This is a genomic window from Pseudomonas sp. GW821-FHT05H12 (genome assembly GCF_059419385.1).
In genome coordinates, this window is sequence record NZ_JBWKRS010000005.1 from 82,635 (window position 1) to 107,437 (window position 24,803).

A 24,803-nucleotide genomic window follows, 5' to 3' on the forward strand; every position below is an offset into this window, starting at 1 on the left:
AGTTAGATCGCGTTTCGCAGGCTGAGATTTTCCGGGTGCGGCTGCAGGTAAGCCTGCTGCGCGATGTAACGGTCCGGGTGTTGGCGAAAGTGGTGCTTGAGCAGGGTCAACGGCACCACCAGCGGCACGATGCCATGGCGGTACTGGCCGATGACGGTTTGCATTTCCTGCTTGTCGTCGGCGCTGATGGCCTGCTTGAGGTAGCCGCTGATGTGTTGCAGCACGTTGGTGTGGGTGCCACGGGTGGCGCATTTTTTCAGGCCGGTCATCAGGTCGCTGAAGTAGCAGTCGGCCAATTCTTCGAGATGGGTGTGCTTGCTCATGCTGCCGAGCAGGTGGCCGAGGCTTTTGTAATGCGCCGGGCTGTGGGCCATCAGCAAGTATTTGTAGCGAGAATGGAAGGCCAGCAGGCCGTGGCGGGTCAGGCCTTCAGCGCGCAATTGCTGCCAGCTGGCGTACACGAAGACGCGTGTCAGGAAGTTTTCACGCAGCACCGGGTCATTCAACCGACCGTCTTCTTCCACGGGCAGGTTGGGGTGGCGTGCGCAAAAAGCCTGGGCATAGATGCCGCGCCCGCCGCCGTCCACCGGGGTGCCATTGTCGCGATACACCTTGACCCGCTCCAGGCCACAGGACGGCGATTTCTGCATGAAGATGTAGCCGCACAGGTCAGTGTGTTCCGCCGCCATCTGCTCGCCGTAAGCGTCCAGCGGCTGGGTGACGTTGAGTTCACGGTGCACAGTGCCAACGGCTTGCGGGTGGGCGGGGTCGCCCACCAGGCGGATCGGTTCGCGGGGGATACCCAGGCCGATGGCGACTTCTGGGCACAGCGGCACAAAGTCGAAATAGTCAGAAAGGGTTTGGCTGCACAGCAGGGATTGTTTGTGGCCGCCGTTGAAGCGCACGTTTTCGCCCAGCAAACAGGCGCTGATGGCGATCTTTGGTTTTGCACTGCTGGACATGGCCAAACCCCTGCGAGATTCCTATACAAACTGAAAAGCTTGTACAACTAAATCTCATCATAGATTTGATGCTGTACAAGTCAAATATTTTGTACAAGTATTTGCGGAGTGTTACTTCCAGCCCATCCGCCAGGCTTCGGCGTTTTGCAGGGTTTGCCAGGCCAGGCGTTCAGCGCGTCGGGTCATTACGGCTTGCAGCTCGATTTCCAGCACGGTGCCTTCTTCGTCACGAAACAGCTCAGTGACCAGGAAGTGTTTTTCCTTGTGGCGTGGATGGGCTGCTGTCCATTTCGACAGCAGCAATTTGGCCGGGTTGATGCGGTTCATTGCAGGTGTTCGATCAAGCGTCGTGCGGCTTCCTGGCCGCTGAGCCATGCCCCTTCGACCCGGCCCGAGAGGCACCAGTCGCCACACACGTACAAGCCCAGGTCGGCGTCGGCCAGCACACCGAATTCGTGGCTGCTGGACGGCCGCGCATACAGCCAGCGGTGCGCCAGGCTGAAGGATGGCGCGGGCATGGCGCTGTGCAGCAGTTCGGCGAAGGCACCGTGCAGGTGTTCAATCACCGCTTCTTTGGGCAAGTCCAGGTGCGCCTTGCTCCAGGCGCTGGTGGCGTGCAGCACCCAGGTGTCCAGGGTGGTGTCGCGCCCGGGCTTGCTGCGGTTACGGGCGAGCCAGTCGAGGGGGCTGTCTTGTACGAAGCAGCCTTCCATGGGGGTGTCCAGCGGCGTGTCGAAAGCCAGGGCGATGGCCCAGGTCGGGTCCATCTTCACGCCTGCGGCGGCGCTCGCCAGTTTGGGCGCTGCGGCCAGTAGAGCGGTGGCCTGCGGCGCCGGCGTGGCGATGACCACATGGCTGAAGGGGCCGTGATTGCCGCCGTCGGCATCCAGCAGGTTCCAGTGTTGGGTGCCCTGGAACACTTCGGTGATACGGCAACCAAACTCCACCGGCAGGTCATCGAGCAGGGCGCGGGTGATGGCGCTCATGCGTGGCGTGCCGACCCAGCGGATCTGTTCATCGGGGGAGGGGGTGAGTTGGCCGGACTTGAAGTTGTACAGCTGGGGCTTCCATTGCTCGGCCCAACCGTTGCTTTGCCAGCGTTGCACTTCGTTGACGAAGCGCCGGTCGCGGGCGGTGAAGTACTGTGCGCCCATGTCCAAGGCGCCCGCATCGCTGCGCTTGCTGGACATGCGGCCACCACTGCCGCGGCTTTTATCAAAGAGTTGTACAACATGCCCTGCGTCTCGTAACGCTCGGGCGGCTGAGAGACCGGCGATGCCGGTGCCGATGATCGCGATGGGAACAGTCATGGGAGGCCTCGTTTTACCTTTGGGTGCAGACTACGCCGACACCAATAGCTGTACAATATTGTTTTTTGGTATAAGTTTTGGCGTGCCTGTTCTAACGGTGTGACCTATGGTTAAAGCTGAGGCTTAGCCAACGTTACGCCCGTTTACAAATGATCCCTTTCTATAAAATAGACCAGTGATCGACGGCGAACGTTACATCAGGAGCGTCCCATGCATATTTTGCTGACCGGCGGTACGGGTCTGATCGGCCGCCAACTGTGCCAACACTGGCTGGCGCAGGGGCATCAACTTACGGTGTGGAGCCGTGAGCCGGAGACGGTCGCCAAATGGTGTGGCGCTCAAGTGCTGGGCGTTGGCCGTCTGCAAGAGGTGATCGGCCCGGTGGATGCGGTCATCAACCTGGCGGGTGCGCCGATCGCGGATCGCCCCTGGACCCGCAAACGCAAGGCGTTGTTGTGGAGCAGTCGTATCAGCCTCACCGAAACCCTGCTGGCGTGGATCGAGGGTTTGGAGCACAAACCCGCCGTGCTGATATCGGGTTCTGCGGTGGGCTGGTATGGCGACGGCGGCGAGCGCGAACTGACCGAGGCAAGCGGCCCGGTGCAGGATGACTTCCCCAGCCAGCTCTGTATTGCCTGGGAAGAAACCGCTTTGCGCGCCGAAGCCTTGGGCGTGCGCGTAGTGCTGGTGCGCACCGGCCTGGTGCTGGCGGCGCAGGGCGGCTTTTTGTCGCGGTTGCTGCTGCCATTCAAGCTGGCGCTGGGCGGGCCGATCGGCGATGGTCGGCAGTGGATGCCGTGGGTGCATATCAAGGATCAAATCGCCCTGATTGATTTTCTTCTGCACAAGAACGACGCCAGCGGTCCTTATAATGCGTGCGCGCCGCACCCAGTGCGCAACCGCGAGTTTGCCAAGACCCTGGGCCAGGTGCTGCACCGCCCTGCGTACATGCCGATGCCGGCGTTTGCGTTGAAGGTTGGGCTGGGCGAGTTGTCCGGGTTGCTGTTGGGCGGCCAGAAAGCGGTTCCCGAACGCTTGCTGGCGGCCGGTTTCACTTTTCAGTTCACAGAGTTGCACGCGGCCCTGGAAGACTTGTCCAGCCGCCTCTAGCCATAGGATGTTGCATGACGGATCACGCGTTGTTACTGGTCAACCTGGGTTCACCGGCGTCCACTTCGGTGGCCGATGTGCGCAGCTACCTCAATCAATTCCTGATGGACCCCTACGTGATCGACTTGCCGTGGCCGGTGCGGCGTTTGCTGGTGTCGCTGATCCTGATCAAGCGCCCCGAGCAATCAGCCCACGCCTACGCGTCCATCTGGTGGGACGAGGGCTCGCCGCTGGTGGTGCTCAGCCGTCGCCTGCAACAGCAAATGACCTCGCAATGGACCCACGGCCCGGTGGAATTGGCGATGCGCTACGGCGAGCCGTCGATTGAAAGCGTGTTGACCCGTCTCGCCGCCCAAGGCATTCGCAAGGTCACCCTGGCGCCGCTGTACCCGCAGTTTGCCGACAGCACGGTGACCACGGTGGTTGAAGAAGCCCGCCGCGTGCTGCGTGAGAAAAAACTCGATCTGCCGCTGGCGATCCTGCAACCCTTCTACGACCAACCCGAATACCTCGACGCCCTGGTGGCCAGCGCCAAGCCGCATTTGCAGCAGGATTACGATCACCTGCTGTTCAGCTTCCACGGCTTGCCGGAGCGGCATCTGCAAAAACTCAACCCTGGCCACACCTTCGACGGTGCCACCGATTGCTGCGCGAACGCCTCGGCGCAGGTGCGTGCCACCTGTTATCGCGGGCAGTGTTTCAGCGTGGCACGGGATTTTGCCGCGCGCATGGGCTTGCCAGAGGACAAGTGGTCGGTGGCCTTCCAATCGCGCCTGGGCCGGGCGAAGTGGATCGAGCCCTACACCGAGGCCCGCCTGGAAGCGCTGGCCCAGCAAGGCGTGAAAAAGCTGCTGGTGATGTGCCCGGCGTTTGTCGCCGATTGCATCGAGACGCTCGAAGAGATCGGCGATCGTGGGCTGGAACAATTCCGCGAGGCCGGAGGCGAGGAGTTGGTGCTGGTGCCGTGCCTCAATGACGACCCGCAGTGGGCGAAGGCGTTGAATGCCTTGTGCGAAAAAGCACCAGTGTCTCTATAGCTAAAGCCAGTGAAGATCAAAATGTGGGAGCGGGCTGGCCCGCGATGGGGCGTGTCAGTCGATTGATTTGTTGGCTGATGCACCGCTATCGCGGGCAAGCCCGCTCCCACATTAGCCCTCCCACATTTTTTACCGTGTTTACAGGTTAAGGGTGAGGCTGACGGTCAGGTTGCGCGGTTCGCCCGGGTTCACCCAGTAGCTGCTGTAGGACCGCTCGTAGTACTTCTCATCAAACAGGTTGTTGAGGTTCAGGCCCAGGGTGACGTTCTGCGTCGCCTTGTAATGGGCCAGCAAATCGACGGTATGGTAAGCCGGTAGCTCAAAGCGACCGCCTGCTTCGCCGGAGCGATCGCCCACATAGGTGAACGCCGCGCCCAGATCGGAACCGCGCAACGCACCGTCCTGGAATTCATATACGCCCAACAGACTGCCGCTGCGCTTGGCCACGCCCAGTATCCGGCTACCGGCTGGAATCGCCTTGTCGCCTTTGGTCACTTCAGCATCGATATAGGCGAACGCGCCGATCACTCGCACCGCGTCTGTCACCTGCCCGGTCATTTGCAGGTCGAACCCTTGGCTGCGTGCTTTGCCCATGGCGCGGTTGAGGTTGGTGGCCGGGTCCAGCGTCAGCACGTTTTCCTTTTCGATATGGAAGGCGGCGAGGGTGGTGCTGAGGCGGTCGTCGAACAGTTCACTCTTGATCCCCACTTCATAGCCCACGCCTTCTTCGGGTTTGAAGGGTTTTTTGTCGGCGCCCAGGCCTCTGTTGGGTTTGAACGAGGTGGAGGCGTTGGCGAATACGCCGACGTGCGGCGTGAGTTGATACAGCAGGCCCGCGCGCTGGGTGAAGGCGTCGTGGGTCTGGTGGCTTTTGGGCGCGCCGGTGAAGTCTTCGATGTGTTGGTCGAAATGCTCGAAGCGCGCACCGAGCATGCCGCGCAGGCGGTCGGTGAAGATGATTTGGTCCTGCAGGTTCAGCGCGTGGCTTTTGGTCTGCTCGAAGAAATCGGTGCCCGAGCGCAGGCCGTTGGGTTTGGGCTGGCCGTAGACCGGGTTGTAGAGGTCGATGGCGTAGGGGCTGCCGGCGATGGCGGTCACGCGTTCTTTCTTGCGGTAGTCCTCGTATTCGGTGCCGATCAGCAGTTCGTGCTGCCAGCTGCCAACGTCGAACAGCCCGCGCAGTTCAAGCTGGGTGATGCTGTCGTGCCAACCGGTGGAGCGCTCGCGGTAGCGGCGGTTGACGGTATGCCCATCGGCGTTGAGTGCGCGGCTTTCCGATGCGTCACCCCACAGGCTGCCTTGTTTGTAGTGGCTGGCCAGGCGCAGTTTCCAGGCGTCGTTGAGGTGATGTTCGAGGGCCGCCTGGAGGCGGTTGTTGTGGTTGCTGATGTCGCCGTCGTTGGGCTCGCCGAGGAAGGTTCTGCGGGATACGCCGGGGGCGTCGACGATGCCTCGATCGAACGTGGAGCGGTGGCGCACGAATTCGCTTTCGACGAGCAGGGTGGTGTCCGAGTCCAACTGCCAGCTCAAGGACGGTGCGACAAAGACACGCTTGGCGCCCACGTGGTCGCGGAAGCTGTGGTTGTCTTCGACCGCCAGGTTCACACGTGACAGCACGCGGCCCTCGGGGTCCAGTGGCGTGTTCACATCCAGGGCGGTGCGATAGCGGTCCCAGCTACCGGCGCTGGTTTGCAGGGTGGTGAAGGCGTCGGGCTGGGGTTTTTTGGTGACGATGTTCACGGTGCCGCCCGGATCGCCGCGTCCGTACAGGCTGGCGGCGGGGCCTTTGAGCACTTCAATGCGCTCGATATTGGCTGTGTCCGGTGTGCTCGGGTAGCCGCGGTTGGCGCTGAATCCGTCCACGTAGAACTCCGAGGTGGTGAAGCCGCGCACGCTGTATTCGTAAAGTGTCAGGCCGCCGAAGTTGTTTTGCTTGGACACGCCGCCGGCAAATTCCAGCGCGCGTTCCACGCTGGTGCTGCCCAAGTCCTTGAGCACGGTGGCGGGAATCACGCTGATGGATTGTGGGATGTCGCGCAGGGCCGTGTCGGTTTTGGTCGCGCCGGCGGAACGGGTGGCGCGATAGCCGTTGACCGGGCCAGTGGCGGACTCGTAGGCGTCGGAGGTGACGCTGATGGTGTCCAGTTCAACGGTATTGTCTTCGGCGTAGGCGGGGTCGAGCAGCAAACCCAAGGCCAGGCCAGCCAAGGGGGCAAACTTTCGAGACGGCATGATAGAGCGTTCCAATAGCGATATTGAAACAATATAACATGCCTAATGAGAATGAATCGCTTCGAAACATTGCCTTACAGGTGCCCGAAAACGAGCACCTGTTCGCGGGCGTTATTCCTCTTCTTTCACCGGTGCAGGCGGTGGGCGCAGGCCGATTTCGGCCATCAGCTTGATCTCTTTGCCGTTGCGCATGACCTGGATCGCCACCTTGTCGGTCGGTTTGATCCGCGCCACCTGGTTCATCGACTTGCGACCATCTCCGGCCGGCTCGCCATCGATGTTCAGGATCACATCACCCAATTGCAGGCCGGCTTTTTGCGCCGGGCCGTCGCGGAAAATCCCTGCGACCACAATGCCTGGGCGCCCGGTCAGGCCAAACGACTCGGCCAGTTCCTTGGTCAGCGGTTGCACTTCGATCCCCAGCCAGCCGCGAATCACCTGGCCGTGTTCAATGATCGACTTCATCACCTCCATGGCCAGCTTCACCGGGATCGCAAAGCCGATGCCTTGTGAACCACCGGACTTGGAGAAAATGGCCGTGTTGATACCGGTCAGGTTGCCATTGGCATCCACCAGTGCGCCCCCGGAGTTGCCCGGGTTGATCGCCGCGTCGGTCTGGATGAAGTCTTCGTAGCTGTTGAGCCCCAGCTGGTTACGTCCGGTGGCGCTGATAATGCCCATGGTGACGGTCTGGCCCACGCCGAACGGGTTGCCGATCGCCAGCGCCACGTCGCCCACGCGCAACGCTTCAGAGCGGCCGATGGTGATCGATGGCAGGCTCTTGAGGTCGATCTTGAGTACGGCGAGATCGGTTTCCGGGTCGCTGCCGACCACGCGGGCCAGGGTTTCGCGGCCATCACGCAGGGCCACCACGATCTGGTCGGCGCCAGTGGTCACGTGGTTGTTGGTGAGGATGTAGCCTTCAGGGCTCATGATTACCCCGGAACCCAGGCTGGACTCCATGCGCCGTTGCTTGGGCCCGTTGTCACCGAAATAGCGGCGGAACTGCGGGTCTTCGAACAGCGGGTGAGCCGGCTTGTTGATGACCTTGGTGGTGTACAGGTTGACCACGGCAGGCGCCGCGATGACGACAGCATCCGCGTAGGTCACCGGGCCTTGCACCACCGCGCTGGTCTGCGGGGCCTGTTGCAGGTTCACATCAAGGCTGGGTAGGCCTACAAACTGGGGGAAACGCTGAATGATCAGCATCGCGATCAGCACGCCAGCCAACAATGGCCATCCAAAAAAACGCAGTGCCTTGAGCATCAAGTAAGTCCTGACAGGTTGCAGGGGGCGGGAGAGCGCCCATAATGTCGCGCATTATACGAGGCTGCGAGCGCCTCGGAACGGGATATTTAGGAGTCTTTTATGGCCGTCCCCCTTAGCACCCTCGTCGAGGAAGCGGACCGCTACCTCGGCAGCGCAAAAATTGCCGATTATTGCCCCAATGGCCTGCAGGTCGAAGGCCGCCCGCAGGTGACGCGCATCGTCAGTGGCGTGACTGCCAGCCAAGCCCTGCTGGACGCGGCCGTCGAAGCCCAGGCCGATCTGATCCTGGTGCACCACGGTTATTTCTGGAAAGGCGAGAACCCCTGCATCACCGGCATGAAGCAGCGCCGGCTGAAAACCCTGCTCAAGCACGACATCAGCCTGCTGGCCTATCACCTGCCGCTGGACCTGCACCCCGACGTCGGCAACAACGTGCAACTGGCCCGCCAGTTGGACATCACCGTCGAAGGCCCGCTGGACCCGAGCAACCCCAAAGTCGTCGGCCTGGTCGGTTCACTCGCCGAACCACTGTCACCCCGCGACTTCGCGCGCCGTGTGCAGGAAGTCATGGGGCGCGAGCCGCTGCTGATCGAAGGCAGTGAAATGATCCGCCGTGTCGGCTGGTGCACAGGGGGTGGCCAGGGCTACATCGACGACGCGATTGCGGCCGGTGTCGACCTGTACCTGAGCGGTGAAGCCTCCGAGCAGACCTTCCACAGTGCGCGCGAAAACGACGTCAGTTTCATCGCGGCTGGCCACCACGCCACCGAGCGTTATGGCGTGCAGGCGCTGGGCGATTACCTGGCACGGCGCTTTGCCCTGGAGCATCTGTTCATCGATTGCCCGAATCCCATTTGATCCTCGCTGCTGAACAATAATGTGGCAGGCTTGTGTGGGAGCTGGCTTGCCTGCGATGCAGACACCTCGGTGATTCAGAAAAACCCGGGTGATGCCATCGCAGGCAAGCCAGCTCCCACCCTTGACCGCGTTTCGGCCCAAACTGAGGGGCATATTCATATACCGTTTCGATCTAGTTGGCTCCCTGAATAGAAGCAGGTGCTGTGCTAGCATGCCCCGCTCGAACACGGCCCGCTGGCCGTCCATAAGATCGTTTTCGTGAGTAGCCATGGTCGACAAACTGACGCATCTGAAACAGCTGGAGGCGGAAAGCATCCACATCATCCGCGAGGTCGCCGCCGAGTTCGACAACCCGGTGATGCTCTACTCGATCGGTAAAGACTCCGCCGTGATGCTGCACCTGGCACGCAAGGCCTTTTTCCCGGGCAAGCTGCCGTTCCCGGTGATGCACGTCGACACCCGCTGGAAATTCCAGGAGATGTACAAGTTCCGCGACAAGATGGTCGAAGAGCTGGGCCTGGACCTGATCACCCACGTCAACCCGGACGGCGTGGCGCAGGGCATCAATCCGTTCACCCACGGCAGCGCCAAGCACACCGACATCATGAAGACCGAAGGCCTCAAGCAAGCCTTGGACAAGCATGGTTTCGACGCCGCGTTCGGCGGTGCCCGTCGTGATGAAGAGAAATCCCGTGCCAAAGAGCGCGTGTACTCGTTCCGCGACAGCAAGCATCGCTGGGACCCGAAGAACCAGCGCCCGGAGCTGTGGAACGTCTACAACGGCAACGTCAACAAGGGCGAGTCGATCCGCGTGTTCCCGCTGTCCAACTGGACCGAGCTGGACATCTGGCAGTACATCTACCTGGAAGGCATCCCGATCGTTCCGCTGTACTTTGCCGCCGAGCGTGAAGTGATCGAGAAGAACGGCACGTTGATCATGATCGACGACGACCGCATCCTTGAGCACCTGTCCGACGAAGACAAAGCCCGCATCGTCAAAAAGAAAGTCCGTTTCCGTACCCTTGGCTGCTACCCGTTGACGGGCGCGGTGGAGTCCGAAGCCGAGACGCTGACGGACATCATTCAGGAAATGCTCCTGACGCGAACTTCCGAGCGCCAGGGCCGTGTCATCGACCACGATGGTGCAGGCTCGATGGAAGACAAAAAACGTCAGGGTTATTTCTAAGGGGTTGTCATGTCGCACGTATCTGATTTGATCAGCGAGGACATCCTCGCCTACCTGGGCCAGCACGAGCGCAAGGAAATGTTGCGCTTCCTGACCTGCGGCAACGTCGACGACGGCAAGAGCACCCTGATCGGGCGCCTGCTGCACGACTCCAAGATGATCTACGAAGATCACCTGGAAGCCATCACCCGCGATTCGAAGAAAGTCGGCACCACCGGTGACGACATCGACCTGGCGTTGCTGGTCGACGGCCTGCAAGCCGAGCGCGAGCAGGGCATCACAATCGATGTGGCGTACCGCTACTTCTCTACCGCCAAGCGCAAATTCATCATCGCCGACACCCCCGGCCATGAGCAGTACACCCGCAACATGGCCACCGGTGCCTCCACCTGTGACCTGGCGATCATCCTGATCGACGCCCGCTACGGCGTGCAGACCCAGACCCGTCGCCACAGCTTTATCGCCTCGTTGCTGGGCATCAAGCACATCGTGGTGGCCGTCAACAAGATGGACATTAATGGCTTTGATCAGAACGTGTTCGAGTCGATCAAGGCTGATTACCTGAAGTTTGCCGACGGTATCGCGTTCAAGCCAAGCACCCTGGCCTTCGTGCCGATGTCGGCGCTCAAGGGCGATAACGTGGTGAACAAGAGCGAGCGTTCGCCCTGGTACACCGGCCAGTCGCTGATGGAGATCCTCGAGACCGTCGAGATCGCCAACGACCGCAACTACACCGACCTGCGTTTCCCGGTGCAGTACGTCAACCGTCCGAACCTGAACTTCCGCGGTTTCGCCGGCACCCTGGCCAGCGGCATCGTGCACAAGGGCGACGAAGTGGTGGTGCTGCCCTCGGGCAAGAGCAGCCGCGTCAAATCCATCGTCACCTTTGAGGGTGAACTGGAGCACGCAGGCCCGGGCCAGGCCGTAACCCTGACCATGGAAGACGAGATCGACATCTCCCGTGGCGACCTGTTGGTACACGCCGACAACGTGCCGCAAGTGACTGACGCTTTCGACGCCATGCTGGTGTGGATGGCCGAAGAACCGATGCTGCCCGGCAAGAAATACGACATCAAGCGCGCCACCAGCTACGTGCCGGGCTCCATCACCAGCATCGTGCACCGCGTGGACGTGAACACCCTGGCCGAAGGCCCGGCGAGCTCCTTGCAGTTAAACGAGATTGGCCGGGTCAAGGTCAGCCTCGATGCCGCCATCGCCCTGGATGGTTACGACAGCAACCGCACCACCGGTGCGTTCATCGTCATCGACCGTTTGACCAACGGCACCGTGGCAGCGGGCATGATCATCGCGCCACCGGTGAGCCATGGCGGCGCGGCGCAGCACGGCAAGTTGGCCCATGTAGCCACCGAGGAGCGTGCACTGCGCTTCGGCCAGCAACCGGCCACCGTGTTGTTCAGCGGCCTGTCGGGCGCTGGCAAGAGCACCCTGGCGTATGCCGTCGAGCGCAAGCTGTTCGACATGGGCCGTGCGGTGTTCGTGCTGGACGGCCAGAACCTGCGTCACGACCTGAACAAGGGCTTGCCGCAGGACCGTGCCGGCCGCACCGAGAACTGGCGTCGTGCCGCTCACGTGGCGCGTCAGTTCAACGAAGCCGGCTTGCTGACCTTGGCCGCGTTTGTTGCACCGGATGCCGAAGGCCGCGAACAGGCCAAGGCGCTGATCGGCGGCGACCGTCTGCTGACCGTTTACGTGCAAGCGTCGCCGCTGGTGTGCGCCGAGCGTGATCCGCAAGGCCTTTACGCTGCGGGTGGGGATAACATCCCGGGCGAGTCCTTCCCGTACGACGTGCCGTTGAATGCCGATCTGGTGATCGACACCCAGGCCCTGTCGTTGGAAGAGAGCGTCAAGCAAGTGCTGGAGCTGTTGCGCAAACGCGGCGCGATCTAAGCGTCACGCGTACAAAAAAGCCCGCCACCGATCACTCGGTGGCGGGCTTTTTACATTTTCTCAAATGTGCACTCGGTCAATGTGGGAGCTGGCTTGCCTGCGATAGCTGCCTGCCAGTTGATACATGTGTAGCTGACCCACTGCTATCGCAGGCAAGCCAGCTCCCACAATTTTGATCAGTGTTTGCCTGGGAATTGTGTGTGCAGTTTTTCCAGCAGTTGGTCTTTGTCTTCCCACAGTTGGTTGATCCACCCCTGAAACGCCGTCCGATACTCCCCATCCTGCTCATAATTCTTGCCAATGAACGCGGCCGGGATCTGCACCTCTTCAAACTGCACCACCACGTCCTTCACATTTCCGCAGAGCAAATCCCAATACCCAGGGCGACCGGCCGGGTAGTGAATGGTCACGTTGACCAGTGACTTCAACTGTTCACCCATGGCATCCAGCACAAACGCGATACCGCCAGCTTTAGGCTTGAGCAGGTAACGGAACGGCGACTTCTGCTGTGCATGCTTACCCGTTGTGAACCGCGTACCTTCGGCAAAGTTGAAAATGCCCACCGGGTTGTCGCGAAACTTCGCACAGGTTTTGCGGGTGGTTTCCAGGTCCTTGCCTTTCTTCTCCGGGTGTTTCTCCAGGTAGGCTTTGGTGTAGCGCTTCATGAATGGAAAACCCAGTGCCCACCACGCCAGGCCAATCACCGGCACCCAGATCAGTTCCTGCTTGAGGAAGAACTTGAGTGGGCGAATCCGCCGATTGAGCACGTATTGCAACACCATGATGTCCACCCAGCTCTGGTGGTTGCTGGTCACCAGATACGAGTGCTGGTAGTCCAACCCCTCCAGGCCGGTCACGTGCCAGCGCGTGCGCCGCACCAGGTTCATCCAGCCCTTGTTGTTGGTCACCCAGGCTTCGTGGGTGTGGTTCATCAGCCATTCGCTGAAGCGCTTGGCAAACGGCAAGGCCTTGAACAGCGCGACGATAAACAGGAACGAACACAGCAGGATCGTGTTCAGCGCCAACAACAGCGAGGCGATCACCCCGCGCACGGCGGCAGGTAGAAAATCCAGCATTTAGATATCCATAGGTCGGTTGGCGGCTTGGATCGCAGTCAGCGCGATGGTGTACACGATGTCGTCTACCTGAGCGCCGCGTGGCAGGTCGTTGACCGGTTTGCGCAGGCCCTGGAGCATCGGCCCCAGGCTTACGCAATCGGCGCTGCGCTGCACGGCCTTGTGCGTGGTGTTGCCGGTGTTGAGGTCGGGGAACACGAACACCGTGGCCTTGCCGGCGACCTGGCTGTTGGGGGCCAGTTGCCGGGCCACGGTTTCGTTGGCGGCGGCGTCGTACTGCAACGGGCCGTCGATCAGCAGTGAGCTTTGTTGTTCGTGGGCGAGCAGCGTGGCTTCGCGGACTTTCTCAACTTCCTCACCGCTGGCCGAATCGCCGCTGGAATAGCTGATCATCGCCACGCGCGGGGTGATGCCGAACGCCGCCGCCGAGTCGGCGCTTTGCAAGGCAATCTCTGCCAACTCAGCCGCGCTTGGGTGCGGGTTCATCACGCAGTCGCCGTACACCAGCACCTGCTCGGGGAACAGCATGAAGAACACTGACGATACCAGCGTGCAGCCCGGCGCCGTCTTGATCAGCTGCAGGGCAGGGCGGATGGTGTTGGCCGTGGAGTGAATGACGCCGGAGACCAGGCCGTCCACTTCATCCAGCGCGAGCATCATGGTGGCGATCACCACAGTGTCTTCCAGTTGTTGCTCGGCCATCGGCGCGTTGAGGCTCTTGCTCTTGCGCAGGGCCACCATCGGTTCGACGTAGCGCTGGCGAATCAGGTCCGGGTCGAGAATCTCCAGGCCTTCGGGCAGTTCGATGCCTTGGGCGCGGGCCACCGCTTCTACATCGGCAGGCTTGGCCAGCAACACGCAGCGGGCGATGCCACGCGCCTGGCAGATGGCGGCGGCTTGTACGGTGAGTGGCTCGCTGCCTTCGGGCAGCACGATGCGTTTGTTGGCAGCCTGGGCGCGCTGGATCAACTGGTAGCGGAACACGGCGGGCGACAGCCGCATTTCCCGTGGTGTGCCGCAGCGTTGGTGCAGCCAGCGCGCATCGAGGTGGCTGGCGACGAAGTCGGTGATGATCTCGGCGCGTTCGCGGTCGTCGATGGGGATTTCTTTGTTCAGGCTGTTGAGCTGGTTGGCGGTGTCGTAGGAGCCGGTGCTCACCGACAGCACCGGCAGTCCCGCCTGGAACGCGCCACGGCACAGGTCCATGATGCGCGGGTCGGGCAGGGTGTCGCTGGTCAGCAGCAGGCCGGCCAGGGGCACGCCGTTGATGGCGGCCAGGCTGACGGCGAGGATGATGTCGTCGCGATCGCCGGGGGTTACCACCAAGACGCCGGGCTTGAGCAGCTCCACGGTGTTACGCATGGTGCGCGCGCAAATGATGATCTTGGTCATGCGCCGGCTTTCGTAGTCGCCGGCGTTGAGGATCTGCGCACCCATCAGGTCAGCCACGTCGCGGGTGCGCGGTGCGTTGAGTTCCGGCTGGTAGGGGATGCAGCCCAGCAGGCGGAAATCGCCGCTGCGCAGCAACGGCGAGTGTTCCTTCAGACGGGCCGAGAACACTTCCATGCTTTCGTCGGTGCGTACCTTGTTGAGGATCACGCCCAGCACTTTCGGATCTTTCGGGCCACCAAACAGCTGGGCCTGCAATTCCACGCGGCCGGAGAGTTCGGTGAGCACTTCGTTTTCCGGCGCGGAGACCAGGATCACTTCCGCGTCGAGGCTCTTGGCCAGGTGCAGGTTGACCCGCGCCGCATAGCTGGCGCTGCGGGTGGGTACCATGCCTTCGACGATCAACACGTCCTTGCCCACGGCGGCTTGCTGGTACAGGGTGATGATTTCTTCGAGCAACTCGTCGAGCTGGCCGTCGCCGAGCATGCGCTCTACGTGCGCCAGGCCTAGCGGTTGCGGCGGTTTGAGGCCGTGGGTGCGCGCCACCAGCTCGGTGGAGCGTTCAGGGCCAGTGTCGCCCGGATGCGGTTGGGCAATCGGCTTGAAGAAGCCGACTTTCAGCCCGGCTCGTTCAAGGGTACGCACCAGCCCAAGGCTGATGGAGGTCAGACCCACACCAAAATCGGTGGGCGCGATAAAAAAAGTCTGCATGCGAATTCTCTGGAGGTGCATGGCTTCGGTGGCGCCCTATGGCTGAGTGCCTACCGCTGATCAGGCGTCAAGGTTATCGTTATTCGCGTGCTTGCGCACACCAGCCGCACGCAAAGGGCTGACCTATTTTTTCAAGGCGTTGCGCCGGCTCGAGCACCCAGGCGCGGGACTGCCAGGGCGGCTGGTGGCGCAGGTGCTGGGTATGGCCGCAGGACAGCTCGGCCACCCAGTGCTGGTCGTCGTCCAAGTGGAACCCGATGATGAAGGATGCCGTCGATCGGCCCCGTCTGTCCGGGTTCTGTTCGCTTTCGGGCAAATCCTTGTTTAGACTTGTCCGTTCTTCATTCTTATGCAAAAGGTCTCGCCCCATGACGATCGCCGCTAACAAGGCTGTCTCCATCGACTATACCCTGACCAACGACGCTGGTGAGGTCATCGACAGCTCCGCCGGCGGCGCGCCGCTGGTCTACCTGCAAGGCGCAGGTAACATCATCCCAGGCCTGGAAAAGGCGCTGGAAGGCAAGAACGTCGGTGATGAGCTGACCGTTGCCGTAGAACCTGAAGATGCCTATGGCGAGTACTCGGCCGAACTGGTCAGCACCCTGAGCCGCAGCATGTTCGAAGGCGTCGACGAGCTGGAAGTGGGCATGCAATTCCATGCTTCCGCGCCAGACGGCCAAATGCAGATCGTCACCATCCGTGACCTGGACGGCGACGACGTGACCGTCGACGGCAACCACCCTCTGGCTGGCCAGCGCCTGAACTTCAAAGTGAAGATCGTTGCCATCCGCGACGCTTCCCAGGAAGAAGTGGCTCACGGCCACGTCCACGGTGAAGGTGGTCACCACCATTGATTGTGGTTTGATCAATCGGTAGCAAAAAGCCCCGACTTGTTCGGGGCTTTTTTTGTGCCTGAGAATGTATGCGGTCAAAAAATGTGGGAGCTGGCTTGCCTGCTATAGCGGTGGATCAGCTTGATATGGATTACTGGCCCACCGCCATCGCGGGCAAGCCCGCTCCCACACACGCTCGCTCGCACATTTTTGAGTCGTGCAAACCATATTTCAGGCACAAACAAAAATGCCCCGGACCTTTCGGTACGGGGCATTTCTTAACTGTTACGCAACCTGGGTTACGTGGCAGTTGTTACCACTTAGGCTGCTGCAGCGACGTTCAGAGCCTTGATGTGGCCATTCAGGCGGCTCTTATGACGAGCGGCCTTGTTCTTGTGGATGATGCCTTTATCGGCCATACGGTCGATAACAGGCACAGCCAGAACGTAAGCTGCTTGAGCTTTTTCAGCGTCTTTGGTGTCGATGGCTTTAACTACATTCTTGATGTAGGTACGAACCATGGAACGCAGGCTGGCGTTGTGGCTGCGACGCTTCTCAGCCTGTTTTGCACGTTTTTTGGCGGAAGGTGTGTTGGCCACCGTCGAGCTCCTCGAAAGACTTTTTAGGAAATAGCAAACAAAATAGGCCGCGAATCATGCCGATGACTTGATGGGTTGTCAAGGGCGGCTGATGCGAACTGCTGAGTGGTCGATCTGAAGAGGCGGGTGATTTATTTCCGGCGCTTGACCTGTAAACTCGCGAGCTTTGGCTCTGTGCTGTTGCAGGCGCGCAGTATCGCATAAGTGGGCGCGTTGTTCGCCTGCTGTTTATCTAATAGGCGCAAACTCTTTCAATGAACCTCCTCAAATCGTTGGCCGCCGTCAGCTCTATCACGATGATCTCCCGGGTATTGGGGTTTGTACGTGACACCCTGCTGGCGCGTATTTTTGGCGCCAGCATGGCCACGGATGCCTTCTTCATCGCCTTTAAATTGCCCAACCTGTTGCGAAGGATCTTCGCCGAAGGCGCGTTTTCCCAAGCGTTCGTGCCGATCCTGGCCGAATACAAGACCCAGCAGGGCGAGGAGGCCACTCGCACCTTTATTGCCTACGTTTCGGGCTTGCTGACCCTGGTGCTGATGCTGGTGACTGTCGTCGGCATGCTCGCCGCCCCTTGGGTGATCTGGGCCACGGCCCCCGGTTTTGCCAATACGCCGGAAAAATTCGCGCTGACCACCGACCTGCTGCGCGTGACCTTTCCTTATATATTGCTGATCTCCCTGTCGTCCCTGGCCGGCGCGATCCTCAACACCTGGAACCGCTTCTCGGTGCCGGCGTTTGTGCCGACCCTGTTGAACGTCAGCATGATCATCTTCGCGCTGTTCCTCACGCCGTACTTTGACCCGCCGGTGATGGCCCTGGGTTGGGCCGTACTGGCTGGCGGCCTGGCGCAACTGCTCTACCAACTGCCGCACCTCAAGAAGATCGGCATGCTTGTGCTGCCGCGCCTGAACCTCAAGGACACCGGGGTGTGGCGCGTGATGCGCAACATGCTGCCGGCGATCCTCGGGGTGTCGGTGAGTCAGATTTCCCTGATCATCAACACCGCATTCGCCTCGCTGCTGGTCTCGGGCTCGGTGTCGTGGATGTATTACGCCGACCGCCTGATGGAGTTGCCATCGGGCGTGCTGGGCGTGGCGCTGGGTACAATTTTGCTGCCGACGCTGTCGCGTACCTATGCCAGCAAAGACCGCCAGGAGTACTCACGTATCCTCGATTGGGGCCTGCGCCTGTGCTTTGTGCTGGTGCTGCCGTGCTCTCTGGCTTTGGGTATCCTGGCCGAGCCGTTGACCGTCTCGCTGTTCCAGTACGGTCAATTCAGTGCGTTCGACGCCTCCATGACCCAGCGTGCGCTGATCGCCTATTCCGTGGGTCTGCTCGGTATCATCGTAATCAAGGTTCTGGCGCCGGGCTTCTATGCCCAGCAAAACATCCGTACCCCAGTGAAAATCGCGGTATTCACGCTGATCGTCACCCAACTGCTCAATCTGGTGTTCATCGGCCCGTTGGCCCATGCCGGCCTGGCGTTGGCCATCAGTGCCGGGGCGTGCATCAACGCCGGCCTGCTGTTCTACCAACTGCGCAAGCAGCAGATGTTCCAGCCGCAGCCGGGCTGGGGCCTGTTTGCCCTTAAGCTGCTGGTAGCGGTGTCGGCGATGTCGGCTGTGTTGCTTGGCTTGATGCACTTCATGCCCGCCTGGGATGAAGGCCATATGCTGGAACGCTTCCTGCGTCTTGGCGTATTGGTGGTGGCTGGCGTGGTGGTGTACTTCGGGATGTTGCTGTTGCAGGGCTTCCGTCTGCGGGATTTCAATCGAAAGTCCCTGGGATAGAGACTTTGCCGCGATAAAACGGTTGTTTTATCGATTCGATCCATTTGGCCTGTTCTGTTGCCTGTCGTCCGGGCCCGGGTGTGGTTATAATCGACCACTTTATGAGCAAGAAGCGCGTTATGCAGCTGGTTCGAGGTCTCCACAACCTGCGCCCCCAGCATCGGGGCTGCGTCGCCACTATTGGCAACTTTGACGGTGTTCACCGTGGCCACCAGGCTATCCTGGCCCGGCTGCGTGAGCGGGCGGTCGAGTTGGGCGTGCCCAGCTGCGTGGTGATTTTTGAGCCACAGCCGCGGGAATATTTCAGTCCTGAGACGGCGCCGGCACGCCTGGCCCGGTTGCGGGACAAGCTGCAATTGCTGGCCGAAGAAGGCGTGGACCGCGTCCTCTGCCTGGCCTTCAACCAACGTTTGCAAAGCCTCAGCGCCGCCGAGTTCGTTGACCGTATCCTGGTGGACGGCCTGGGCGTACAGCACCTGGAGGTCGGCGACGACTTCCGCTTTGGTTGCGACCGTGTGGGAGATTTCGATTTCCTGCAACAGGCGGGCGTCAGCCAGGGGTTTACCGTCGAAGCCGCGCAAACCGTCGAACTGGACGGCCTGCGCGTGAGCAGTACCCAGGTGCGTAACGCCCTGGCCGCTGCCGACTTCGCCTTGGCCGAGCGCTTGCTCGGTCGCCCGTTCCGCATTGCCGGGCGGGTACTGCACGGCCAGAAGCTGGCGCGCCAACTGGGCACGCCAACCGCCAACGTGCAACTCAAGCGCCGTCGTGTGCCGCTCACCGGGGTTTACCTGGTGAGCGTCGACATCGACGGTCAATCGTGGCCGGGAGTCGCCAACATAGGCGTCAGGCCCACGGTTGCAGGTGATGGCAAGGCCCACCTGGAAGTTCACCTTTTGGATTTTGCCGGTGATCTGTATGACCGGCGTTTGACGGTGGTTTTCCACCAGAAGCTGCGTGAAGAGCAGCGTTTCGCCTCCCTTGAGGCGTTGAAAACGGCGATCAATGCGGATGTCGCCGCCGCCCGTGCACTAGCCGCACCTAGCGCCCATCGCTAACCGAAGAGCCTTAAATGACCGACTATAAAGCCACGCTAAACCTTCCGGACACCGCCTTCCCAATGAAGGCCGGCCTGCCACAGCGCGAACCGCAGATCCTGCAGCGCTGGGACAGTATTGGCCTGTACGGAAAGTTGCGCGAAATTGGCAAGGATCGTCCGAAATTCGTCCTGCACGACGGCCCTCCTTATGCCAACGGCACGATTCACATCGGTCATGCGCTGAACAAAATCCTCAAGGACATGATCCTGCGTTCGAAAACCCTGTCGGGCTTCGATGCGCCGTACGTGCCGGGCTGGGATTGCCACGGCCTGCCGATCGAGCACAAGGTCGAAGTGACCTACGGCAAGAACCTGGGCGCGGATAAAACCCGCGAACTGTGCCGTGCCTACGCCACCGAGCAGATCGAAGGCCAGAAGTCCGAGTTCATCCGCCTGGGTGTGCTGGGCGAGTGGGACAACCCGTACAAGACCATGAACTTCAAGAACGAGGCCGGTGAAATCCGTGCCTTGGCCGAAATCGTCAAGGGCGGTTTCGTGTTCAAGGGCCTCAAGCCCGTGAACTGGTGCTTCGACTGCGGTTCGGCCCTGGCCGAAGCGGAAGTCGAGTACGAAGACAAGAAGTCCTCGACCATCGACGTGGCCTTCCCGATCGCCGACGACACCAAGCTGGCCGAGGCCTTTGGCCTGGCGAGCCTGAGCAAGCCTGCGGCCATCGTGATCTGGACCACCACCCCGTGGACCATCCCTGCCAACCAGGCGCTGAACGTGCACCCGGAATTCACCTACGCCCTGGTGGATGTCGGTGATCGCCTGCTGGTGCTGGCCGAGGAAATGGTTGAAGCCTGCCTGGCCCGTTACGAGCTGCAAGGTTCGGTCATCGCCACCACCACCGGCTCTGCGCTGGAACTGATCAACTTCCGTCACCCGTTCTACGACCGTCTGTCGCCGGTGTACCTGGCTGACTACGTCGAACTGGGTTCGGGTACTGGCATCGTTCACTGCTCGCCCGCCTATGGCGTGGACGACTTTGTGATCTGCAAGAAGTACGGCCTGGTCAACGATGACATCATCAACCCGGTGCAAAGCAACGGCGTGTACGTGCCGTCGCTGGAGTTCTTCGGCGGCCAGTTCATCTTCAAGGCCGATCAGCCGATCATCGAAAAACTGCGTGAAGTCGGTGCGCTGATGCAAACCGCCACCATCCAGCACAGCTACATGCATTGCTGGCGCCACAAGACTCCGCTGATCTACCGCGCGACTGCGCAGTGGTTCATCGGGATGGACAAAGAGCCCACCAGCGGCGACACCCTGCGTGTACGCTCGCTCAAAGCCATCGAAGACACCAGGTTCGTTCCGGCCTGGGGCCAGGCGCGCCTGCACTCGATGATCGCCAACCGTCCCGACTGGTGCATCTCCCGCCAGCGTAACTGGGGCGTGCCGATCCCGTTCTTCCTGAACAAGGAAAGCGGCGAGCTGCACCCACGTACCGTCGAACTGATGGAAATCGTTGCCCAGCGCGTTGAGCAGGAAGGCATCGAAGCCTGGTTCAAGCTGGACGCTGCCGAACTGCTGGGCGACGAAGCGCCGCAGTACGACAAGATCAGCGACACCCTCGACGTCTGGTTCGACTCGGGCACCACGCACTGGCACGTCCTGCGCGGCTCGCACCCGATGGGCCACGAGACCGGCCCGCGTGCCGACCTGTACCTGGAAGGCTCGGACCAACACCGTGGCTGGTTCCACTCGTCGTTGCTCACCGGTTGCGCCATCGACAACCACGCGCCGTACCGCGAACTGCTGACTCACGGCTTCACCGTCGACGAGACGGGTCGCAAGATGTCCAAGTCGCTGAAAAACGTGATCGAACCGAAAAAGATCAACGACACCCTGGGCGCCGACATCATGCGTCTGTGGGTAGCGTCGACCGACTACTCGGGCGAGATCGCCGTGTCGGATCAGATCCTGGCACGCAGCGCCGATGCCTACCGCCGTATCCGCAATACCGCACGCTTCCTGCTGTCGAACCTGACCGGTTTCAACCCGGCCACCGACATCCTGCCGGCCGAGGACATGCTTGCCCTCGACCGTTGGGCCGTCGACCGTACCCTGTTGCTGCAACGCGAGCTGCAGGAAAACTACGGTGAATATCGCTTCTGGAACGTGTACTCGAAGATCCACAACTTCTGCGTGCAGGAGTTGGGCGGCTTCTACCTCGACATCATCAAGGACCGCCAGTACACCACCGGCGCCAACAGCAAGGCGCGCCGTTCGGCGCAGACCGCGCTGTTCCACATCTCTGAAGCGCTGGTGCGCTGGATCGCGCCGATCCTGGCCTTCACCGCCGACGAACTGTGGGAATACCTGCCGGGCGAGCGCAACGAGTCCGTGATGCTCAACACCTGGTACGAAGGCCTGACCGAACTGCCGGCCGACTTCGAATTGGGCCGCGAGTACTGGGAAGGCGTGATGGCCGTCAAGGTCGCGGTGAACAAGGAGCTGGAAGTGCAGCGTGCGGCCAAGGCCGTCGGTGGCAACCTGCAAGCCGAAGTCACCCTGTTTGCCGAGGAAGGCCTGACCGCCGACCTGGCCAAGCTGAGCAACGAACTGCGCTTCGTACTGATCACTTCGACCGCCAGCCTGGCGCCGTTTGCCCAGGCACCGGCAGACGCCGTGGCCACCGAAGTACCGGGCCTCAAGCTCAAAGTGGTCAAGTCGGCTTTCGCCAAGTGCGCCCGTTGCTGGCACTGCCGTGAAGACGTCGGCGTGAACCCTGAGCATCCGGAAATCTGCGGTCGTTGCGTCGACAACATCTCGGGTACCGGCGAGGTTCGCCACTATGCCTAAAGCCAGTCGTTTTGGACGTCTGGGTTGGCTCGTACTGAGCGTGCTGGTCCTGGTCATCGACCAGGTCAGCAAGGTTCATTTCGAAGGCGCCTTGCAGATGTATCAGCAGATCGTGGTCATTCCCGACTACTTCAGCTGGACCCTGGCCTACAACACCGGCGCTGCCTTCAGCTTCCTGGCTGACAGCTCCGGCTGGCAGCGCTGGCTGTTTGCACTGATCGCCGTCGTGGTCAGTGCAGTGCTGGTGGTGTGGCTCAAGCGCCTGGGTCGCGATGATACCTGGCTGGCTATCGCGCTGGCCCTGGTGCTGGGCGGCGCGTTGGGCAACCTGTATGACCGCATCGCCCTGGGCCATGTGATCGATTTCATTCTGGTGCATTGGCAGAACCGCTGGTACTTCCCGGCGTTCAACTTTGCCGACAGCGCCATCACCGTCGGTGCAATCATGCTGGCGTTGGATATGTTCAAAAGTAAGAAAACCGGAGAGACCGTCAATGACTGATCAGGTATTGGCTGAGCAACGCATCGGCCAGAACACGGAAGTCACTTTGCATTTCGCACTGCGCCTGGAAAACGGCGACACGGTCGACAGCACGTTCGACAAAGCCCCGGCGACCTTCAAGGTCGGCGATGGCAACCTGCTGCCGGGTTTCGAAGCGGCCCTGTTCGGTTTCAAGGCTGGCGACAAGCGCACCCTGCAGATCCTGCCGGAAAACGCCTTTGGCCAGCCGAATCCGCAGAACGTGCAGATCATCCCGCGCTCGCAGTTCCAGGACATGGACCTGTCGGAGGGCTTGTTGGTGATCTTCAACGATGCGGCGAACACCGAACTGCCTGGCGTGGTGAAAACCTTCGATGACGCGCAAGTGACCATCGACTTCAACCACCCGTTGGCCGGTAAAACCTTGACCTTTGATGTTGAAATCATCGACGTTAAAGCGATCTGATTGACGAAACCAGCGCCTGTGGGTGTCGGGCTTGTGTGGGAGCTGGCTTGCCTGCGATTGCATCACCTCGGTGTACCTGATAAACCGAGTCGTCTGCATCGCGGGCAAGCCCGGCTCCCACAAAGGCTTACTCTTATAGAGCTGAGTTGATCCAACTTCTTGCCCAGCAAGACACGAGGCACAGCATGCAAATCAAACTCGCCAACCCCCGTGGCTTCTGCGCCGGCGTGGACCGGGCGATCGAAATCGTCAACCGCGCCCTGGAAGTCTTCGGGCCGCCGATCTATGTGCGCCATGAAGTCGTCCACAACAAATTCGTGGTTGAAGACTTGCGCGCACGCGGCGCCATCTTTGTCGAAGAACTGGACCAGGTACCGGACGACGTGATCGTTATCTTCAGTGCCCACGGTGTTTCCCAGGCCGTGCGTACCGAAGCCGCAGGCCGTGGCCTGAAAGTCTTCGATGCCACCTGCCCGCTGGTGACCAAGGTGCACATCGAGGTTGCCCGCTATAGCCGTGATGGCCGTGAGTGCATCCTGATCGGCCACGCCGGGCACCCGGAAGTCGAAGGCACCATGGGCCAGTACGACGCCAGCAATGGCGGCGCGATCTACTTGGTGGAAGACGAAAAAGACGTCGCCAACCTGCAAGTGCACAACCCTGAGCGCCTGGCATTTGTCACTCAGACCACCTTGTCCATGGATGACACCAGCCGTGTAATCGACGCGCTGCGCAGTCGTTTCCCGGCGATTGGTGGGCCGCGCAAGGACGACATCTGCTACGCCACGCAAAACCGCCAGGACGCTGTCAAGCAACTGGCCAATGAATGCGATGTGGTCCTGGTGGTTGGCAGCCCCAACAGCTCCAACTCCAACCGCCTGCGTGAATTGGCCGAGCGCATGGCAACACCCGCGTACCTGATCGACGGTGCCGAAGACCTGCAACGCAGCTGGTTCGACGGCGTCGAGCGTATCGGTATCACCGCAGGCGCTTCGGCGCCGGAAGTGCTGGTGCGTGGTGTGATCCAGCAGTTGCATGCGTGGGGAGCTACCGGTGCCGATGAGTTGGCCGGCCGAGAGGAGAACATCACCTTCTCGATGCCCAAGGAGCTGCGGGTTCGTTCGCTGCTCTGAGTGCCAGGGTGCCGTCACTGCGGCACAATGCCTGCTCGGCGGCCTCGCTGCGCAGGCTGATGCGCCCGCTGGGCGCAAGCACCACCTGATGCACGCTGTGCGCCCGGTCTGTGGCGCACACATGCACAGTCCCGGCTCGAAACCCTCCGCCCGAAAATACCGGTTCGCCCAGCCCACTGAAGCGGACCTGGTTCTTGACCGGGCCATTTCCCACGATGGGTACTCGACCATCGTCCTGCTGCTCCAGCAGCACCGGATTGTCATCGTCCAGATGCCCGCGCCCGCTGATATCCAGAATCACCCGCCAGCCCCGACTCCAGTCATCATCCCGTGCATGAATGATCACCGCGCGATTGCGTGAAATGGCCTCGGTGCGCGCATAGCGCAACCCTGCGGCCAGGGACTGCGCCGCGCTTTGCAGCTTTTGCGATTCAAGCAAACCCTTGAAGCTGGGGACCGCGAGATGCGCAAGGATGCCGCTCAGGACCAGGCTGAGCAGCAGTTCGATCAGGGTAAAGCCGCGTTGGGTCATGTGCCGTCCCTCCA

General features: G+C 61.0%; 22 protein-coding genes. 12 read left to right on the forward strand and 10 right to left on the reverse strand.

All coding sequences use genetic code 11. The features are described from left to right. Positions 1-2: 2 nt before the first annotated feature. The 3 genes from AC07SU_RS06115 to AC07SU_RS06125 all read right to left on the reverse strand — a co-directional run bounded on the left by AC07SU_RS06115 (position 3) and on the right by AC07SU_RS06125 (position 2,272). On the reverse strand, positions 3-962 hold the full coding sequence (locus AC07SU_RS06115; protein WP_494996519.1) for a YbgA family protein: 960 nt from the start codon (positions 960-962) through the stop codon (positions 3-5). 111 nt (positions 963-1,073) lie between these two features. Further along, complete coding sequence (locus AC07SU_RS06120) at positions 1,074-1,289, reverse strand: TIGR02450 family Trp-rich protein (RefSeq protein WP_176995177.1); 216 nt, start codon at positions 1,287-1,289, stop codon at positions 1,074-1,076. Then, positions 1,286-2,272, reverse strand: coding sequence for an NAD(P)/FAD-dependent oxidoreductase (locus AC07SU_RS06125; protein ID WP_176995176.1), 987 nt, complete (start codon positions 2,270-2,272; stop codon positions 1,286-1,288). Before AC07SU_RS06125 ends, AC07SU_RS06120 begins: the two co-directional genes overlap by 4 nt. A 210-nt stretch (positions 2,273-2,482) precedes the next feature. Between AC07SU_RS06125 and AC07SU_RS06130 the strand changes: the two genes are divergently transcribed. After that, positions 2,483-3,382 carry a TIGR01777 family oxidoreductase gene (locus AC07SU_RS06130; protein WP_494996520.1) on the forward strand — a complete coding sequence of 300 codons (900 nt, stop codon included), beginning with the start codon at positions 2,483-2,485 and terminating at the stop codon, positions 3,380-3,382. 14 nt (positions 3,383-3,396) lie between these two features. Continuing rightward, on the forward strand, positions 3,397-4,419 hold the full coding sequence (gene hemH, locus AC07SU_RS06135; protein WP_494996521.1) for a ferrochelatase: 1,023 nt from the start codon (positions 3,397-3,399) through the stop codon (positions 4,417-4,419). A gap of 138 nt (positions 4,420-4,557) precedes the next feature. Here hemH and AC07SU_RS06140 read toward each other — a convergent pair whose 3' ends face one another. Together AC07SU_RS06140 and algW are read right to left on the reverse strand one after the other, a co-directional pair. Beyond that, a complete protein-coding gene (locus AC07SU_RS06140) occupies positions 4,558-6,651 on the reverse strand; it encodes a TonB-dependent siderophore receptor (protein ID WP_494996522.1) in 2,094 nt (697 codons plus the stop codon). A 111-nt stretch (positions 6,652-6,762) separates the two neighbouring features. Continuing rightward, the gene (algW, locus tag AC07SU_RS06145) at positions 6,763-7,917 is read right to left on the reverse strand and encodes a Do family serine endopeptidase AlgW (RefSeq protein WP_176995172.1); all 1,155 of its coding nucleotides are present in this window, start codon (positions 7,915-7,917) and stop codon (positions 6,763-6,765) included. 102 nt (positions 7,918-8,019) lie between these two features. On the opposite strand from algW, the gene AC07SU_RS06150 reads away from it, so the two are divergent. The 3 genes from AC07SU_RS06150 (at position 8,020) to cysN (ending at position 11,872) form a co-directional block, all read left to right on the forward strand. Next, complete coding sequence (locus tag AC07SU_RS06150; protein WP_176995171.1) at positions 8,020-8,778, forward strand: Nif3-like dinuclear metal center hexameric protein; 759 nt, start codon at positions 8,020-8,022, stop codon at positions 8,776-8,778. A 268-nt stretch (positions 8,779-9,046) separates the two neighbouring features. Next, positions 9,047-9,964, forward strand: coding sequence for a sulfate adenylyltransferase subunit CysD (gene cysD, locus AC07SU_RS06155; RefSeq protein WP_005784641.1), 918 nt, complete (start codon positions 9,047-9,049; stop codon positions 9,962-9,964). Between the two features lie 9 nt (positions 9,965-9,973). Then, a complete protein-coding gene (gene cysN / locus AC07SU_RS06160) occupies positions 9,974-11,872 on the forward strand; it encodes a sulfate adenylyltransferase subunit CysN (RefSeq protein WP_178919180.1) in 1,899 nt (632 codons plus the stop codon). 176 nt (positions 11,873-12,048) lie between these two features. Here the strand turns inward: cysN and yihG are convergent, their stop codons facing one another. The 3 genes from yihG to AC07SU_RS06175 all read right to left on the reverse strand — a co-directional run bounded on the left by yihG (position 12,049) and on the right by AC07SU_RS06175 (position 15,418). Next, the gene (gene yihG, locus AC07SU_RS06165) at positions 12,049-12,948 is read right to left on the reverse strand and encodes a 1-acylglycerol-3-phosphate O-acyltransferase, YihG family (RefSeq protein ID WP_176995169.1); all 900 of its coding nucleotides are present in this window, start codon (positions 12,946-12,948) and stop codon (positions 12,049-12,051) included. After that, entirely contained in the window at positions 12,949-15,048 is a 2,100-nt protein-coding gene (pta, locus tag AC07SU_RS06170) for a phosphate acetyltransferase (protein ID WP_176995168.1), read from the reverse strand. 79 nt (positions 15,049-15,127) lie between these two features. Next, positions 15,128-15,418 (reverse strand): DUF3565 domain-containing protein, encoded by a 291-nt coding sequence (locus AC07SU_RS06175; RefSeq protein WP_494996573.1) that lies wholly within the window; start codon positions 15,416-15,418, stop codon positions 15,128-15,130. Here AC07SU_RS06175 and AC07SU_RS06180 point away from each other — a divergent pair. After that, the gene (locus tag AC07SU_RS06180) at positions 15,417-15,902 is read left to right on the forward strand and encodes an FKBP-type peptidyl-prolyl cis-trans isomerase (RefSeq protein WP_176995167.1); all 486 of its coding nucleotides are present in this window, start codon (positions 15,417-15,419) and stop codon (positions 15,900-15,902) included. The genes AC07SU_RS06175 and AC07SU_RS06180 overlap by 2 nt on opposite strands. A gap of 299 nt (positions 15,903-16,201) precedes the next feature. On the opposite strand, the gene rpsT is transcribed toward AC07SU_RS06180, so the two are convergent. Further along, positions 16,202-16,480 carry a 30S ribosomal protein S20 gene (gene rpsT, locus AC07SU_RS06185; protein ID WP_003171647.1) on the reverse strand — a complete coding sequence of 93 codons (279 nt, stop codon included), beginning with the start codon at positions 16,478-16,480 and terminating at the stop codon, positions 16,202-16,204. Positions 16,481-16,734: 254 nt separating this feature from the next. On the opposite strand from rpsT, the gene murJ reads away from it, so the two are divergent. The 6 genes from murJ to ispH all read left to right on the forward strand — a co-directional run bounded on the left by murJ (position 16,735) and on the right by ispH (position 24,257). Continuing rightward, positions 16,735-18,273 carry a murein biosynthesis integral membrane protein MurJ gene (murJ, locus tag AC07SU_RS06190; protein WP_494996523.1) on the forward strand — a complete coding sequence of 513 codons (1,539 nt, stop codon included), beginning with the start codon at positions 16,735-16,737 and terminating at the stop codon, positions 18,271-18,273. 119 nt (positions 18,274-18,392) lie between these two features. Continuing rightward, positions 18,393-19,331: a bifunctional riboflavin kinase/FAD synthetase gene (gene ribF, locus AC07SU_RS06195; protein ID WP_176995165.1), complete on the forward strand. Its 939-nt coding sequence runs from the start codon at positions 18,393-18,395 to the stop codon at positions 19,329-19,331. A gap of 14 nt (positions 19,332-19,345) precedes the next feature. Next, entirely contained in the window at positions 19,346-22,177 is a 2,832-nt protein-coding gene (gene ileS / locus AC07SU_RS06200; RefSeq protein ID WP_176995164.1) for an isoleucine--tRNA ligase, read from the forward strand. Further along, entirely contained in the window at positions 22,170-22,679 is a 510-nt protein-coding gene (lspA, locus tag AC07SU_RS06205; RefSeq protein WP_105697447.1) for a signal peptidase II, read from the forward strand. The genes ileS and lspA overlap by 8 nt, the downstream gene beginning before the upstream one ends. 7 nt (positions 22,680-22,686) lie before the next feature. Continuing rightward, on the forward strand, positions 22,687-23,124 hold the full coding sequence (gene fkpB / locus AC07SU_RS06210) for an FKBP-type peptidyl-prolyl cis-trans isomerase (protein WP_173390393.1): 438 nt from the start codon (positions 22,687-22,689) through the stop codon (positions 23,122-23,124). A gap of 185 nt (positions 23,125-23,309) precedes the next feature. After that, entirely contained in the window at positions 23,310-24,257 is a 948-nt protein-coding gene (ispH, locus tag AC07SU_RS06215; RefSeq protein WP_176995163.1) for a 4-hydroxy-3-methylbut-2-enyl diphosphate reductase, read from the forward strand. Here ispH and AC07SU_RS06220 read toward each other — a convergent pair. Then, entirely contained in the window at positions 24,211-24,789 is a 579-nt protein-coding gene (locus AC07SU_RS06220; RefSeq protein WP_176995162.1) for a GspH/FimT family pseudopilin, read from the reverse strand. The genes ispH and AC07SU_RS06220 overlap by 47 nt on opposite strands. Between the last annotated feature and the right edge of the window lie 14 nt (positions 24,790-24,803).

Coding starts and splice junctions, on each gene's coding strand:
- AC07SU_RS06130 (WP_494996520.1), top strand. CDS start 2,483: ATGCATATTTTGCTGACCGGCGGTACGGGTCTGATCGGCCGCCAACTG.
- AC07SU_RS06175 (WP_494996573.1), bottom strand. CDS start 15,418: ATGGGGCGAGACCTTTTGCATAAGAATGAAGAACGGACAAGTCTAAAC.
- AC07SU_RS06120 (WP_176995177.1), bottom strand. CDS start 1,289: ATGAACCGCATCAACCCGGCCAAATTGCTGCTGTCGAAATGGACAGCA.
- AC07SU_RS06180 (WP_176995167.1), top strand. CDS start 15,417: ATGACGATCGCCGCTAACAAGGCTGTCTCCATCGACTATACCCTGACC.
- AC07SU_RS06220 (WP_176995162.1), bottom strand. CDS start 24,789: ATGACCCAACGCGGCTTTACCCTGATCGAACTGCTGCTCAGCCTGGTC.
- cysD (WP_005784641.1), top strand. CDS start 9,047: ATGGTCGACAAACTGACGCATCTGAAACAGCTGGAGGCGGAAAGCATC.
- algW (WP_176995172.1), bottom strand. CDS start 7,917: ATGCTCAAGGCACTGCGTTTTTTTGGATGGCCATTGTTGGCTGGCGTG.
- ileS (WP_176995164.1), top strand. CDS start 19,346: ATGACCGACTATAAAGCCACGCTAAACCTTCCGGACACCGCCTTCCCA.
- AC07SU_RS06125 (WP_176995176.1), bottom strand. CDS start 2,272: ATGACTGTTCCCATCGCGATCATCGGCACCGGCATCGCCGGTCTCTCA.
- yihG (WP_176995169.1), bottom strand. CDS start 12,948: ATGCTGGATTTTCTACCTGCCGCCGTGCGCGGGGTGATCGCCTCGCTG.
- cysN (WP_178919180.1), top strand. CDS start 9,974: ATGTCGCACGTATCTGATTTGATCAGCGAGGACATCCTCGCCTACCTG.
- lspA (WP_105697447.1), top strand. CDS start 22,170: ATGCCTAAAGCCAGTCGTTTTGGACGTCTGGGTTGGCTCGTACTGAGC.
- ispH (WP_176995163.1), top strand. CDS start 23,310: ATGCAAATCAAACTCGCCAACCCCCGTGGCTTCTGCGCCGGCGTGGAC.
- pta (WP_176995168.1), bottom strand. CDS start 15,048: ATGCAGACTTTTTTTATCGCGCCCACCGATTTTGGTGTGGGTCTGACC.
- ribF (WP_176995165.1), top strand. CDS start 18,393: ATGCAGCTGGTTCGAGGTCTCCACAACCTGCGCCCCCAGCATCGGGGC.
- hemH (WP_494996521.1), top strand. CDS start 3,397: ATGACGGATCACGCGTTGTTACTGGTCAACCTGGGTTCACCGGCGTCC.
- AC07SU_RS06150 (WP_176995171.1), top strand. CDS start 8,020: ATGGCCGTCCCCCTTAGCACCCTCGTCGAGGAAGCGGACCGCTACCTC.
- AC07SU_RS06140 (WP_494996522.1), bottom strand. CDS start 6,651: ATGCCGTCTCGAAAGTTTGCCCCCTTGGCTGGCCTGGCCTTGGGTTTG.
- AC07SU_RS06115 (WP_494996519.1), bottom strand. CDS start 962: ATGTCCAGCAGTGCAAAACCAAAGATCGCCATCAGCGCCTGTTTGCTG.
- murJ (WP_494996523.1), top strand. CDS start 16,735: ATGAACCTCCTCAAATCGTTGGCCGCCGTCAGCTCTATCACGATGATC.